The sequence below is a fragment of the Caulobacter sp. BE254 genome (assembly GCF_031457295.1).
Classification (GTDB): Bacteria; Pseudomonadota; Alphaproteobacteria; order Caulobacterales; family Caulobacteraceae; genus Caulobacter.
The window spans coordinates 55668-69223 of sequence record NZ_JAVDWJ010000009.1; the positions used below are offsets into that span (position 1 = coordinate 55668).

The 13556-nt window shown below is 66.2% G+C and carries 16 protein-coding genes; 14 read left to right on the plus strand and 2 right to left on the minus strand.

Annotated elements, in window-relative coordinates; genetic code table 11:
* Positions 1-244 precede the first annotated feature (244 nt).
* From trbB to J2X41_RS16585, 14 genes are all read left to right on the plus strand, one after another.
* Positions 245-1159, plus strand: a complete 915-nt coding sequence (gene trbB / locus J2X41_RS16520; RefSeq protein WP_310083432.1) for a P-type conjugative transfer ATPase TrbB — start codon at positions 245-247, stop codon at positions 1157-1159.
* Positions 1160-1171: 12 nt separating this feature from the next.
* The gene (locus J2X41_RS16525) at positions 1172-1543 is read left to right on the plus strand and encodes a TrbC/VirB2 family protein (RefSeq protein ID WP_404979945.1); all 372 of its coding nucleotides are present in this window, start codon (positions 1172-1174) and stop codon (positions 1541-1543) included.
* Positions 1543-1809 carry a VirB3 family type IV secretion system protein gene (locus J2X41_RS16530; protein WP_310083158.1) on the plus strand — a complete coding sequence of 89 codons (267 nt, stop codon included), beginning with the start codon at positions 1543-1545 and terminating at the stop codon, positions 1807-1809. Before J2X41_RS16525 ends, J2X41_RS16530 begins: the two co-directional genes overlap by 1 nt.
* A gap of 2 nt (positions 1810-1811) precedes the next feature.
* A complete protein-coding gene (trbE, locus tag J2X41_RS16535; RefSeq protein WP_310083159.1) occupies positions 1812-4250 on the plus strand; it encodes a conjugal transfer protein TrbE in 2439 nt (812 codons plus the stop codon).
* Positions 4247-4966, plus strand: a complete 720-nt coding sequence (gene trbJ / locus J2X41_RS16540) for a P-type conjugative transfer protein TrbJ (protein WP_310083161.1) — start codon at positions 4247-4249, stop codon at positions 4964-4966. The genes trbE and trbJ overlap by 4 nt, the downstream gene beginning before the upstream one ends.
* Positions 4963-5184 carry a putative entry exclusion protein TrbK-alt gene (gene trbK-alt / locus J2X41_RS16545; RefSeq protein WP_310083163.1) on the plus strand — a complete coding sequence of 74 codons (222 nt, stop codon included), beginning with the start codon at positions 4963-4965 and terminating at the stop codon, positions 5182-5184. The genes trbJ and trbK-alt overlap by 4 nt, the downstream gene beginning before the upstream one ends.
* Positions 5181-6419, plus strand: coding sequence for a P-type conjugative transfer protein TrbL (trbL, locus tag J2X41_RS16550; RefSeq protein ID WP_310083165.1), 1239 nt, complete (start codon positions 5181-5183; stop codon positions 6417-6419). Before trbK-alt ends, trbL begins: the two co-directional genes overlap by 4 nt.
* Positions 6419-7105: a conjugal transfer protein TrbF gene (gene trbF, locus J2X41_RS16555; protein WP_310083167.1), complete on the plus strand. Its 687-nt coding sequence runs from the start codon at positions 6419-6421 to the stop codon at positions 7103-7105. The genes trbL and trbF overlap by 1 nt, the downstream gene beginning before the upstream one ends.
* A 92-nt stretch (positions 7106-7197) precedes the next feature.
* Positions 7198-7911, plus strand: a complete 714-nt coding sequence (gene trbG / locus J2X41_RS16560) for a P-type conjugative transfer protein TrbG (protein ID WP_310083168.1) — start codon at positions 7198-7200, stop codon at positions 7909-7911.
* Positions 7908-9071: a TrbI/VirB10 family protein gene (locus J2X41_RS16565; RefSeq protein ID WP_310083170.1), complete on the plus strand. Its 1164-nt coding sequence runs from the start codon at positions 7908-7910 to the stop codon at positions 9069-9071. The genes trbG and J2X41_RS16565 overlap by 4 nt, the downstream gene beginning before the upstream one ends.
* Positions 9068-9295, plus strand: a complete 228-nt coding sequence (locus J2X41_RS16570; protein WP_310083172.1) for a DUF2274 domain-containing protein — start codon at positions 9068-9070, stop codon at positions 9293-9295. Before J2X41_RS16565 ends, J2X41_RS16570 begins: the two co-directional genes overlap by 4 nt.
* A 221-nt stretch (positions 9296-9516) precedes the next feature.
* The gene (locus J2X41_RS16575) at positions 9517-10809 is read left to right on the plus strand and encodes a hypothetical protein (protein WP_310083174.1); all 1293 of its coding nucleotides are present in this window, start codon (positions 9517-9519) and stop codon (positions 10807-10809) included.
* Between the two features lie 96 nt (positions 10810-10905).
* Positions 10906-11484: a hypothetical protein gene (locus J2X41_RS16580; protein WP_310083176.1), complete on the plus strand. Its 579-nt coding sequence runs from the start codon at positions 10906-10908 to the stop codon at positions 11482-11484.
* Between the two features lie 229 nt (positions 11485-11713).
* On the plus strand, positions 11714-11998 hold the full coding sequence (locus tag J2X41_RS16585) for a hypothetical protein (RefSeq protein ID WP_310083178.1): 285 nt from the start codon (positions 11714-11716) through the stop codon (positions 11996-11998).
* Here J2X41_RS16585 and J2X41_RS16590 read toward each other — a convergent pair.
* Together J2X41_RS16590 and J2X41_RS16595 are read right to left on the minus strand one after the other, a co-directional pair.
* Positions 11981-12562 carry a hypothetical protein gene (locus J2X41_RS16590; RefSeq protein WP_310083180.1) on the minus strand — a complete coding sequence of 194 codons (582 nt, stop codon included), beginning with the start codon at positions 12560-12562 and terminating at the stop codon, positions 11981-11983. The two genes, J2X41_RS16585 and J2X41_RS16590, sit on opposite strands and share 18 nt — an antisense overlap.
* A 61-nt stretch (positions 12563-12623) precedes the next feature.
* Positions 12624-13409 carry a hypothetical protein gene (locus J2X41_RS16595; protein ID WP_310083182.1) on the minus strand — a complete coding sequence of 262 codons (786 nt, stop codon included), beginning with the start codon at positions 13407-13409 and terminating at the stop codon, positions 12624-12626.
* Positions 13410-13556 lie beyond the last annotated feature (147 nt).

A 13556-nucleotide genomic window follows, 5' to 3' on the forward strand; every position in this document is an offset into this window, starting at 1 on the left:
TCGTCCTGAAAAGGCGGACGTAACGGTCGGGCTTCGGCGCAGATGGTCGCTGGTCGCTGGTCGCTGGTCGCCGGTCGCAGATGCGCTCCCATGCCGGCAGGTTCTCTTTTGTAGCCGCTGATTTCTTGGCGGATTTGGCTGTTGAGGCCGTCGCGAACGCGGTCTTCTTACTCGTCCCCGTGAACAACGGGGATGCGCCGTGGAGCCTTCCAAATCCGATCCGGAGATGTCGCGCAGCCATCGCATGCTGCGGACGGCCTTAGGCCCACTGCTGCTTGCGCGGCTGGAAGATCCTGGCGTCGCCGAGGTCATGCTCAACCCCGATGGGTCGGTCTGGATCGACCGGTTCGATGTCGGCCTTCGACCCGCTGATCTGACACTGAGCGCCGCCGACGGCGAGCGGATCATCCGGCTAGTCGCCCACCATGTCGGGGTCGAGGTGCATGCCGGTCGGCCACGTCTGGCGGCCGAGCTGCCGGGCGGCGGCGAGCGGTTCGAGGGGTTGTTGCCGCCCCTGGTCTCGGGCCCGACCTTTTCCCTGCGCAAGCCCGCCAGCGTGGTCTTTCCGCTCGGAGCCTATGTCGAGCAGGGCGTGATGAGCGCCGAGGCGGGCAGGGCGCTGGCCCTGGCGGTCGTCGAACGGCGCAACATCCTGGTGGCGGGCCCCACCTCGAGCGGCAAAACGACCCTGGTCAACGCGCTGTTGGCGCAGGTGGCCGCGCTTGATGAGCGCGTGATCCTGATCGAGGACGTTCGGGAGCTGCAATGCCCGGCCCGCAATGTCGTGGCCCTGCGCACCCGTGATGGCGTGGCCTCTCTGGCGGATCTCGTGCGCTCGTCCCTACGCCTTCGGCCCGACCGGATCATCATCGGCGAGGTTCGCGGGCCCGAGGCCCTCGATCTGATCAAGGCCTGGGGCACGGGGCATCCGGGCGGCGTGGCGACCCTGCACGCCGGCTCCGCGCTCGGCGCGCTGCTGCGCCTGGAGCAACTGATCCAGGAGGCGGTGGTCACCGTGCCGCGGGCCCTGATCGCCGAAACCATCGACCTCGTGGCGGTCATCACCGGCCGCGGCCGCCAGCGTCGCCTGGTCGACCTCGTGCGTCTCCAGGGCCTTGGCCCGGACGGCGCCTACCAGCTCACCCCCGCCCTGACCTGAAGGAGAGACCCCATGTCCCATAGTCTCGTCGCGCCTGGCGTTTCGTTTCAATTGCCGCGTCCGCGGCTCTCGCGTCTGACCCTGCGATCGTTGGGAGCCGGCCTCTCGGGGATGGCCATTCTCGTCGCCAGCCACGCCCAGGCGGCCGGTTCGTCCATGCCCTGGGAAGAGCCGCTGCAGCGGATCCTGGAGTCGATCGAGGGGCCAGTCGCCAAGATCATCGCGGTGATCATCATCATCGTTACGGGGCTGACCCTGGCGTTCGGCGACACCTCGGGCGGCTCGCGCAAGATGATCCAGATCGTCTTTGGCCTGTCGATCGCGTTCGCAGCCTCCAGCTTCTTCCTCTCGTTCTTCTCGTTCGGCGGCGGGGCGGTCATCTGATGGCCGGCGATCGCGCTATGGGGTTCGCCGCGCCCGTGCATCGGGCCCTGACTGAACCGATGCTGCTCGCCGGCGCGCCTCGCGCGATCGCTTTGGTCAATGGCACCCTGGCTGCGGCCTTGGGTCTCGGTCTTCGCCTGTGGCTGGTTGGCCTGTTGGTCTGGGTGACTGGTCACGGGCTGGCCGTCTGGGCCGCGCGCCACGACCCGCTGATCTTCGATGTCGGGCGGCGGTCTGTTCGCATTCCCGCCCGGCTGGAGGTCTAGCGATGCTGGATCTTCGCGAATACCAGCGCCGACCCAAGCTCCTGTGCGACTACCTGCCTTGGGCGGCCCTGGTCGCTCCGGGCGTGGTCCTCAACAAGGATGGGGCGTTCCAGCGCACCGCCGGCTTTCGAGGGCCTGACCTGGCGTCGGTCGGTGACGCCGAGCTGGCCGCCGTCGCCGCGCGGCTGAACAACGCTCTGCGTCGATTGGGTTCGGGCTGGGCGCTGTTCGTCGAGGCCCGCCGCGATCCAGCCATGGCCTATCCCGACAGCGTGTTTCCCGACCCGGCCTCGGCTCTGGTCGATATCGAGAGGCGGCAAGCCTTCCTGGAGGAAGGCGCACACTTCGAGAGCCGTTATTTCCTGACGCTGGTCTACCTGCCGCCAGCCGAGCGGACGGGTCGCCTGGAGAACCTCTTCGTCGAGGGACGAGAGCAGGCAGGCGTTGATTGGCGCGCTCAGTTGGCCGGTTTCGTCGAGCGCTCGGACCGTCTGCTGGCGCTGATCCAGGGGCTGACCCGCGAGGCGGCCTGGTTGGACGACAGCCAAACCCTCGGCTTCCTGCATGGTGCGGTGACGACCCAGCGCCAGACGGTGCGCGTTCCCGAAATCCCTATGCAGTTGGACGCGCTGGTCGCGACCCAGCCGCTGGACGGAGGCCTGGAGCCCCGACTGGGCGGCGCACATTTGCGGACACTGACGATCGTCGGCTTTCCGAGCCAGACCCTGCCGGGCTTGCTGGATGAGCTCAATCGTCTGGCCTTCTCATACCGCTGGTCAACGCGGGCGCTCTGCCTGGACAAGGCTGACGCCAACCGGCTGATCGGCAAGATCCGGCGTCAATGGTTCGCCAAGCGCAAGTCGATCGGCGCCTTGCTGCAGGAGGCGTTGACGCAACAGCCCTCGGCGCTGGTCGACAACGATGCGACCAACAAGGCGGGGGAGGCCGACCAGGCCCTGCAGGACCTTGGCGGCGACGCCGTCGCCTATGCGCTGGTCACCGCGAGCCTGGTCGTCTGGGACGACGATCCCGTCCAGGCCGACGCCAAGCTTGCCTTGGCCGAGAAGGTCATTACCGGCCGCGACTTTACGATCATCAAGGAGCGGATCAACGCAGTCGAGGCCTGGCTGGGGACCTTGCCGGGTCAGACCTATGCCAATGTCCGCCAGCCGCCGCTGTCGACGTTGAACCTGGCCCATATCGCGCCGCTGTCGGCGGTGTGGGCCGGGCCTAGGTGGAACGAGCATCTAGGCGGTCCGCCGCTGCTGATGGCCAAGACCGAGGGTTCGACGCCCTTTCGGCTCTCCACCCACGTCGGTGATGTCGGCCACATGCTGGTCGTGGGGCCAACCGGCGCGGGCAAGAGCGTGCTCCTGGCGATGTTGGCCTTGCAGTTTCGGCGCTACGCCGGCGCACGGATCGTCGCCTTCGATTTCGGCGGTTCGATCCGCGCGGCGACGTTGGCCATGGGCGGAGCCTTTCACGATCTCGGCGGCGTCCTGCTCGATGCGGACCGACCAGCCGTCGCGCTTCAGCCCTTGGCCGACTTGGACGATCCCGCCCAACGGGTTTGGGCGGCCGATTGGATCGTCGGACTCTTGACGGCCCAAAGCGTGGACGCGACGCCGGCCATTCGCGATCACGTCTGGTCGGCCCTGGCGAGCCTGGCGTCCGCCCCGGTTCAGGAGCGCACGCTGAGCGGACTTGTCGCGCTGCTGCCAACCCTCGAGCTGAAGAACGCCTTGGCGCCTTACACCCTGGTTGGGCCCTGGGGGCGCCTGCTGGACGCCGAGCATGAAGCGCTCGCCGATCATGCGGTTCAGGCCTTCGAGACCGAAGGGCTCCTGGGGACACCCGCCGCCGCGGCTGTGCTCGCCTACCTCTTTCATCGCATCGAGCGCCGCCTGGATGGGCGTCCGACCCTGATCCTGATCGACGAGGGTTGGCTGGCGCTCGATGATCCGGCGTTCGGCGCGCAACTGCGCGAGTGGCTCAAGACACTGCGCAAGAAAAACGCCTCGGTGGTGTTCGCCACCCAGTCCCTGACTGACATCGACGCCAGTCCCATCGCGCCGGTGATTGTCGAGAGCTGTCCGACCCGGATCTTCCTACCCAACCCGCGCGCCTTGGAACCGCAGAGCGGGGCGATCTACGCCCGCTTTGGCCTCAGCGCCCGCCAGGTGGAGATCCTCAGTCGGGCCACACCCAAGCGCGACTATTACGTCCAGTCGCGGGCGGGCGAGCGTCTGCTCGACCTGGGCCTTGGGCCGATCGCCCTGGCGCTGTGCGCGGCCTCCTCGAAAACCGACCAGGCCGACATTGCCTCGGTTCTCCAAGCCCATGGGCCCGAGGGCTTCGCCGCTGCCTGGCTACGTCACCGCCGGCTGCCATGGGCCGCCGACCTCCTGCCTTCCATCACGCTTGCGGAGTCCTCCCGATGAGCTTTTCCCGACGCCGTCTGGTGGCGCTCCTGTGCGGCGCGACCGCCATCCTTGGCGCGCCAGGTCTTGTTCCCCACGCCGCGGCGCAGGTGGCGGTCTATGACCCCAGCAACTACGCCCAGAATGTCCTGCAGGCCGCCCGCGCCCTGCAGCAGATCAACAACCAGATCACCAGCCTGCAGAACGAGGCTCAGATGCTAATCGGCCAGGCGAGAAACCTGGCCAGCCTGCCGTATTCGTCCCTGTCGGCCCTTCAAACCCAGGTCGCGGCGACCCAGGCGCTGCTCGGTCAGGCGCGAACCCTGGCCTACAATGTGCGCGATATCCAGGACGCCTTTCATCGGCGCTACGGGCCGGCCGATCTCCTGGCTAGCGACGCCGACCTCACGCAGCGCGCCGACGAGCGCTGGACGACCTCGGTCGCCGGATTTCAGGACGCGCTGACCGTCCAGGCCGGTGTCGTCGAGGGGCTGGAGACCAGCCATGGCGAGATGCAAAGCCTGGTGTCGGCCAGCCAGGACGCCAGCGGAGCGCTGCAGGCCGCGCAGGCCGGAAATCAACTTCTGGCGCTTCAAGCCCAGCAGCTATCCGCGCTGACGGCGGTGGTTGTCGCCAACGGCCGTGCTCAGGCGCTGGAGGCCGCCGATCGCGCCGCGGCCAGAGCTGACGCCAAGGCGCGCTTTTCCAAGTTCATGGGAGCCGCGCCCCAGCCATGACCCGGTCCCTCATTTGGGGGACCACATTGATCATCTTGCTTGGGGCCGCTGTCTTGGCGGGCAGAGCGTCCCAGGCGCCACAACCGATCAAGGCTGCGAGCATCGCGCCGGTCGATACCGAACTGGCGCGATGCCGGACGGCCGGGCAGGGCGACCTTGCTTGCCAGGCGGCCTGGGCCGCAGCCCGTGACCGCTTCTTCGGGCGACCGGCGTCATGAGCGACACCGGCGTCATCGACAGAATGCTGGACGTCTTCAACCAGCACATCGACAGCGGCTTTGGCCTGCTGGGCGGCGAGGTTGGTTATCTGTCCACCACCCTGGTGGCGATCGACATGACCCTGGCTGCGCTCTTCTGGGCTTGGGCGCGGGAGGATGTCACCGCGCGCCTGGTCAAGAAGACGCTCTATGTCGGCTTCTTCGCCTTCCTGATCGGCAACTTTCACAGCCTGAGCCTCGTGATCTTGAAGAGCTTTTCAGGGCTGGGCCTGAAGGCGTCGGGGGCGGGCGTCTCAGGTGATGACTTCCTGCGGCCGGGCAAGCTGGCGGCGTTGGGGATCTCGTCCTGCAAGCCGATCCTCATGGCGGCCAGCGAACTGGGCGGCTTCCCGGGGTTCTTCGAAAACATCGTCCAGATCGTCATCCTGTTGGTCGTGGCTCTGCTGGTGATCGTCGCCTTCTTCGTGATCGCGGTGCAGATCTTCGTGGTGTTGATCGAGTTCAAGCTGACCACCTTGGCCGGCTTCGTCCTCGTGCCTTTCGCCCTTTTCGGCCGCACCGCTTTCCTGGCCGAGCGCGTGCTGGGCAACGTCATCGCCTCGGGCGTGAAGGTCATGGTCCTGGCCGTGATCGTCGGCATCGGATCGACCCTGTTTTCGGAATTCACCAGCGCCGCTTCGGGTCAGCCAACCTTGGAAGAGGTCCTGGCCATGGCCTTGGCGGCCCTGACCTTGCTGGGCCTGTCGATCTTTGGTCCCAGCATCGCCTCGGGCCTGGTGTCGGGCGCGCCGCAACTGGGAGCGGGCGCGGCGGTCGGCACGGGCCTGACGGTCGCGGGCATGGCCATGGTCGGCGCCGGCGCGGCCCAGATGGTTGCGGGCGGTGGGGCGAGTCTGGCCTCGGTGTCCGGCGCGGCCGGCGCGGCGGGTTCGGGTCCCGGTCCCGCAGCCCCGACACCGGAAGGACCGACCGGCGGCGGACCTGGTCCCACGTCCGGCGGTGGCGCGCCCGGGGCCGCGGGCGGTCAGCCCAAGGCCGCGCCCGTCTCCGGCGGCGGGGATTCCGGTTCAGGAAGCGCGTCTGTTGGGTCCGATAACCCAGAGCCGCCCGATTGGGCGCGCGACCTCAAGCAACAGCAGACCCTGGCCCACGGCGCGAGCCTGGCCGCGCACGGCCTGGCCAGCGGCGACGACCACAGCGGCGGCGCTAGTCCCTCTCTTTCGGAGCAAAGCTGATGAACCCCTTCAAGGGCGGCTCGCGCATGGGCGCGACCCCCGTTCCCGAAACGCCGTACCAGCGAGCCGGCCAAGCCTGGGACGAACGTATTGGCGCGGCCCGGGTCCAAGCCGCCAACTGGCGCTTGATCGCCGTTGGCCTCCTGGCCAGCAACATCGTCCAGTCAGGCGGCATGATCTGGCAGGCCGCCCACGGCACGATCACGCCTTGGGTCGTGGAGGTCGATCGACTGGGCCAGACACTGGCGGTCGGCCCGGCCACGCGCGGCTACCGGCCGCCGGATCCGGTGATCGCCTGGGCGCTGTCGCGGTTCATCGAAAACACCCGCTCGGTGCCGGCTGATGCGGTGGTCCTGGGCCAAAACTGGCGACGAGCCTACGACTTCACAGACGCGGGCGGCGCGGCGGCGCTTTCCGACTATGCGCGCGGCGCAGATCCCTTCGCTCAGATCGGCGAGGCGCAGGTCTCCGTCGACATCGCCAATGTGGTGCGGGCTTCACCCGACAGCTTCCGCCTGGCCTGGATCGAGCGGCGCTATGTCGAAGGCCAACTGGTGTCCACCCAGCGCTGGAGCGCAATCTTGACCTTGACGATCGTTACCCCGAGCTCGGCGGACGCCTTCGTCAAGAACCCGTTCGGCATCTACGTTCGCGCCGTCTCCTGGTCACGGGAGTACAGCGCATGATCGCAACCATGCTGATCACCGTCCTGGCCGCGGCGACGGCCACGCCTGGAGCCGCCGCGTCCAGAGCAAGGCCGCCTCGCCAGCCACAGGTCGTGGCCGCGACGGAATACCTTTTCGTGGATCGGGCGGTCTATGAACTGGTCGCTTCGCCGGGACGGATCACCGACATCACGCTCGAGGCCGGAGAGACCCTGGTGGACTCCAATCCGATCGCGGCGGGCGACACCGCGCGCTGGGTGATCGGCGACACCACGAGCGGGGAGGGCGCCAACCGCCGGGTCCATGTCCTGGTCAAACCTGTCCAAGGCGACCTGTCGACCAATCTGATCATCAACACGACCCGTCGCACCTATCACCTGCAGATGCGCGCTTCTGATCGAGCCTTCCTGTCTCAAGTCGCCTGGCGTTATCCCGCGTCATCGGAAGCCGCGCCGGCCATGATCGGCGCACCTGTCATCGCCGTGCCGGCGCCGTCGGTTCCGCCTGTTGCTGAACCCGCTTCAGCCAGTCTCAGCTTTGCCTATCGCGTTACGGGCAATGCGCGGTGGCGGCCTGTGCGGGTCTATGACGACGGCGTGCGCACCTTCGTGGAGTTTGGGCCCAGCCTCGTGCTGAGCGATCTGCCGCCCCTGTTCCTGGTCAGTCCGGACGGCAAGAGCGCCGAGTTGGTCAACTACCGGATTTCCGAACGCCGCATGGTGATCGACCGGCTGTTCGACCGCGCCGAACTGCGGTTTGGCCTCAAGCGGTGGCGACAGCGCGTTCGCATAGAGCGGCTGGCCACATCGCCGGAGGTGGTCCGATGAGCGAGACCATCGACGAGGAGCAAAAGGCCATCGCCAAGGACCTTCGCTTGCGCGGTGCGCCCAAGGCGGCGACCCGGGTCTCGCGAAAAGCGCTAATCATCGCGGGCGGACTGATGGTGATCGGAGTTTGCGCCGCCTTGGGCTGGTCATTGCGCGAGCGCGAACGCGCTGTGTCCCAGCCCGTCTTTCAACCGGCGGCGCCACCGCCAGAGCAGATCTCGGCTCTCCCCAAGGACTATCTGCAGCGGCGGGAGGCAGTTCCTGTTTTGGGGCCGCCGCTGCCGGGCGATCTTGGTCGGCCCATCCTCAGCGCTCAACGGGCGCGCGGCCTCGGCGAGGTGCAATCGGGCCCCGCGGACTTGGCGACGCCGAACCTGGCCAATCCGCCCGGCTATGTCGCGCGGCCCGTCGCGTCAGAGGAGGCCGACCGAAGCGTTGCCGCCAGGAGCGCCGCGCGGGCCAGCGATCTGTTCGCGACCCGGGCGGGGCGATCGGGAACGGCTGCTGGGCCTGCGCTCACGACGCAGCAGGCACCGGTGCCGGACGAGCGTTTGACCAGCCCCGAGCGATTGCAGGCGCCGGTCTCTCCCTATTTGCTTCAGGCCGGCGCCGTCATTCCTGCCGCCCTGGTCACGGGACTTCGATCAGACGCGGCGGGCTTGGCCATTGCTCAAGTCACTCAGGACGTCTTCGACAGCCTGGGCGGCCATCACCTGCTCATTCCGGCCGGCGCGCGTCTGATCGGCGAGTACGCGACCACGACCCAAGCTGGGCAGAGCCGTATGTCCGTCGCCTGGACGCGGCTGATCCTGCCTTCGGGCCGATCCATCGTCCTGGACAAGCTTCCTGCCACGGATCCGCAAGGCATGGCGGGCCTGCAAGATGGCGTCGACCGGCATGGGGGAGCGGTGCTCGCGGCCGCAGCGCTCAGCACCGTTTTGGCCATCGGCGCGGAGGCTGGGCAGTCGAGCAACGGAAGCGATCTGGAACGCGCGATCCGCCGCGGAGCTAGCCAGTCGGTCAGCGACGTCGGCCAGCAGGCGGTGGGACGCAGTCTGTCCTTGACGCCCACCCTGACCATTCGCCCTGGCGCGCCGCTGCGGGTCTTGTTGACCCGCGACCTGGTGCTCGAGCCCTATCCGGAGAGCAAGATCCGATGAGCAAGCTGAAGCTGGGACCGCTTGAAGACGAGACGCCCGTCAAACTCAGCCTGGACCTTCCGGCCGCGATTCATCGTGACCTGTTGGCCTACGCCCAGGCCCATGCGGCTCAGAATGGCGGAAAAGCGGTGGAGCCCGCCAGGCTGATCGGGCCGATGCTGGCGCGGTTCATGGCCACGGACCGTGTTTTCGTGCGCGGCCGGCGCGCTAGGGGCGAGGTTTGAGACCAAGGAGCAATCTTGTTGGCGCTAGCGACCGCTCCGGTCGTCATCGATTGGTCAAACCCCTCACGCGCTTCAAAGACCGGCCTGCCGCGGGCCACGGCCGACAATCGCCACTGGCGCAGCGTTAATGCCACAGCAACGAAAGAGGGCCGACGCTAAGGTGAAGCTTATGCGTATGTCCGGGCGCGCACGTGCCTGCGATAGATTACGATCGGGGCACGATGACGTCGTACCGTTGGACGATGCACAGGGTCTACGACGCGACCGGTAACGATACGTTGGGACCCGCGGCGATCAGCATGTGGTGGCTGGCCCGCGCGGCCGCCGAAGAAACCCTTCAAGGCTCGCCTCTAGCCTCAGCGTGGCTCAAGCTCTTTCGATCGCATCTGAGCGTGGATGACCCCTACTGGTTTCGCTGGGCTGAGGACCTGGCCCAGAGCGCTGAACTGCGGCGAGCCTATTCTGGCCTCTATGGGCGGTTTGTCGCGCGGGCGCTGTTGTCGGCGCATCTGGGTATCAACCGCTTCGTTTCGCTCAAGCGCAACGGCGTGGTCATTCCGGGCTCGGTCGCGGTGACGCGGATCAGCAAGGGCGACATCCCTGATTGGATCGCTTGGGATGATCGCGCGTCGCGTCATGTCCTGTGCGAAGCCAAAGGCAGTCTGACGTCGCGCGACTTTCTGGCCCCTGGCGTCCCCAAGTGCGTAAAGGAAGGAAAGGCTCAGTTCGACCGCGTTGAAACCACCGGCGCGAGCGGCAAGCTGTATCCGGCGCGCTGGGTAGCGGCGACCCGGTGGGTTACCGATCACCGTGGTGGCACTCCCGCGACGCTGCTCTGGGATCCACCGCAAGACCACCGCCCGTTCAGCGAAGACGAGGCGGCTCGGCACCGGGAGGCCATGACTCGCGCGTGGCTTGACAGTATCGCACCGGGTCTTGGCTGGCGTGACGCCGACGAACTATTGGCCCCAGACCGAAGCCGCATGGCGATCGTCGTCAACGCCGAACCCGGCCCGGTCCCGCCCAGCCAGGACTGGCCTGAGTTGCCCGATAATGACCTCCCGTTAATTGCGAGGCTGACGGAAGTCGCGCGGCTGGACAGGTTTGTTGCGCAGCGGCGGCCAGTGCCGTCCGATGGGCCGCAGGACGTAGCCGACCTTGCGGGAGCCCAATCGGGATCTCAAACCTATCAAGCCTCTTGGCTGCCCCGGCCGAGAGGGCCGGAGGCTAAGCCCCATCAAGGCGACTACATCGCCGCGCTCGCCACGCCGTTTGGGCTAAGGCCCATGCGGACAAGAGCTGACTTTGACCTCCTACGCCGCGCGCAGGACAGAGCGCGGGATCTGGAGGAGCCTGCAATGATTATCGGCCTGCCGGTCGGCATGGACCCTGGCGCTGCGCCAGCGCAGACCACCTGGCTGGACGGCGCGGGAATTTCCAGAAAGCAGGATTTGGCGGTGTTTGACCTTCGCCGTGTGAAGGTCGACCTGCTCGATAGCGGGCCTACCGGTTAGGCCCCCGTAGCCGAATGTCACGTCTCGCAGGACAGACCCGTCGCCGGGTCAGTTGCGCGCCCAAGATCGAGGTCCCGTTCATATGGAGTATGCGTGATGTCCATCAGTGACGACGACTACCGCGAACACATGGAAACCGTGATGCGCGAGGGGTTCACGTTAAGCCCCCCCGGCTACGAGCGGCTCACGCAGTGGACCCACCTGCTCATGCATATCGTCAATGCGCGTCATAATTTCGAGCGCGTGCGCGACCATGCCGGCGTGAAGACTGGCGAGTTGGCCGACTTTTTCGACCAGCAAGCCTTCTTCGTGGCGGGCGTCATGGCCTACTGTCGGTGCTACGCCGCGTCTGGAGCGCAGATCTCCAAGCTCGACGCAAAGCAGGTCTATGCTGGAAGCGACCAAGGCAAGGCGGTGCACGAGCGTTTGATAGAGCTGCGCAATAGGGTCGCGGCTCACACCGATCACTCCGACCTGATCCAGTTGACATTGGCCGTGAAAGAAGGCGCTGAAGAAATCACTGTGCGGCATCTGTCGACGACGGTGACTCCGATCAACGAAATCAGTGATTTTCTGGAGGCGGTCGCCCACTCCGAACATTTCGTCATACTGAGCATCAATAAGCTGCTCGATCATCTGGGAACGAAGGTCGGCAAGAAGATCATTCTGGACTGAAGGAGCGGCCGGGGCGGCCGCCCGTCTATCGGCTTTGCTGGCCCGCGTTTCTGCCTTGGTGCTGAACGGGCTCGCGGTTCCATCGGCCAAACGGCGCACGCCGTTCGCGAACTGAAAAACGGAGGACGCCCTGACCAAGCCGATCGATCCGACAAGCCTGGCGGCGGCTGACCTTCTCCAGACCGCCTCGGAGGCGAATGTCAAAGCCACGCGCGCCTGGATGCTCAGGATGCTGCGCTGGGGCGCGGGCGCCAGCAATCTTGGCCTGCTGACAAGTCTTCTGACCCAGGTCGGCGTGCGCCAGACCCGTGACTTCGTCCAAACTCAGGGGCAATGGCTCGCCCAGAACGGCTACGTCGAAACCAAGATGTTCGACAAGACCGTGGTCTATGAGTTGACGCGCCTTGGCGACGAGGTCGCGCGCGGCCTGGTCCTGGATCCGGGTGTCGAGGCGGTTCAGCTAGCCGATGTCGCGGACGACGAGTTCGTGATGAGTTCACTTCGCTCCAGATGAACCTTTGGGACTAGGGGCGTTGGTCGATCCAGCCCAGATCAGGAAGTCCAGCTTCTTCATCGGGCCGATGGCGAGGCCGCCGGTCGGCGTGGGGAAGGTCTGATCGAACCATTGCGACCAGGACCGGGCCTCCGCTGTGGCCTGCATCCGCCGCAGGATCTCGTCGAGCGCCTTGTAGTACGCAGCGGCGCTGTCTGGAGCTCGCCTTAACACCGGTTTTGGCAAACGTTTGGCCATGAACTTGGAGACGATGCTGTCGATGATCGGCGCTTCAGGCCGAAGCGTCGCCACCAGTTTGCTGACGAACGAGGCTTCAACCCGGCCTGTCTTCGCATAGAGGTCCAGCAGCACCGTCTCGAACAAAACCTGGTGGGTTTGCTCGGAGGTTCTTGCCGCTTCGAACAGGTCGTAAAATTGGCCGCGCCAATCGGCGTTGCGGCGCACGCCGTAAAAGCCGTTGAACCTGCGTTGAAACTCGATGGCGCTTGGGCCGACGACACTGGCCTTGGCGTCCTGGACGAGCGCCCGATAGGTGGAGACCGGATTGGGCTTGCGTTCCAGCAACTGACCGCGTGCCTGTTTCGCCAAGCCCGAGAGCGAAGGCGGCCTGATCTGGGCCGCGCGGTCAGGTGACATCAGCGGCGGGGACCACGACGTTGGGATCGGGTTTGAAGGTTCTATAGACGCTGAAGGCGACGTTCTGGATCTGGCTCTTTTCGAGATAGATGTTCGGAATGCCTTCGGTCTTGGTCAGCACCGTGCGCTTGAACTCGCCCGGCTTCATGTCGACGTAGAAGGCTGTGACATCCTTCAGCGAGATCGAGATGATCTCCTTGTCCGGGTTGAGCGCCATGTTCTGCAGCATGCCCTCATAGCCGAACATCGCGCCCTCATGCTCGATGGTCGTCAGCACGAAGGCCGTCGCGACGCGAACATACTTGGGATCTTTCTCGCGCATCTGGCCGACGAGGTCAGCTGCCCAGCCATAGAGCAAACCCGACAAGCGCTTTTCGACGGCCGCATTGGACATCAGGGCCAAGGTGACCAGGAAACCGCCGACGCACAGCACGACCAGGCTGGCGAGAAAGGAAAAGATGCCCCAACCGTTGAGCGTGAAACCCGGTTTCCCTGCCGCGAGCAGATCGACATAGATATTGGGGTCGTAGTCGACCGTCAGGCGCCACCATCCGGCCTTGACCCACACGGCTTGGAGGCACAGCGCCAGCGCCCATGCGGCGTGCAGCAGCAGGGTGGCCAGCGTGACGAGGGCCAGGGTGACGATCGAGCCCGGCGCCGGCGGCGCAGGGTGAAGACGCCCATCTTTTTGGCTGGTGAAGAAAAGGCCGGTGTAAGCCGCGAATCCGGGCGCGAGGAGAAACAGCGCCAGAACGAGGTTGTAGCTGAACGTCAAGCGCGGCGCGCGCGCCCGTTGGCGGACTTGGTCTGGTCGCTGGATTTAGGCTGCGTCAGATCAATGACGCCGTCGGGCAGTTCGCGGCCAGCTCGTCGCACTTGCGACCAGTCGTTACCGTGCTCTTCATAGAGCCGACGGCCTGCT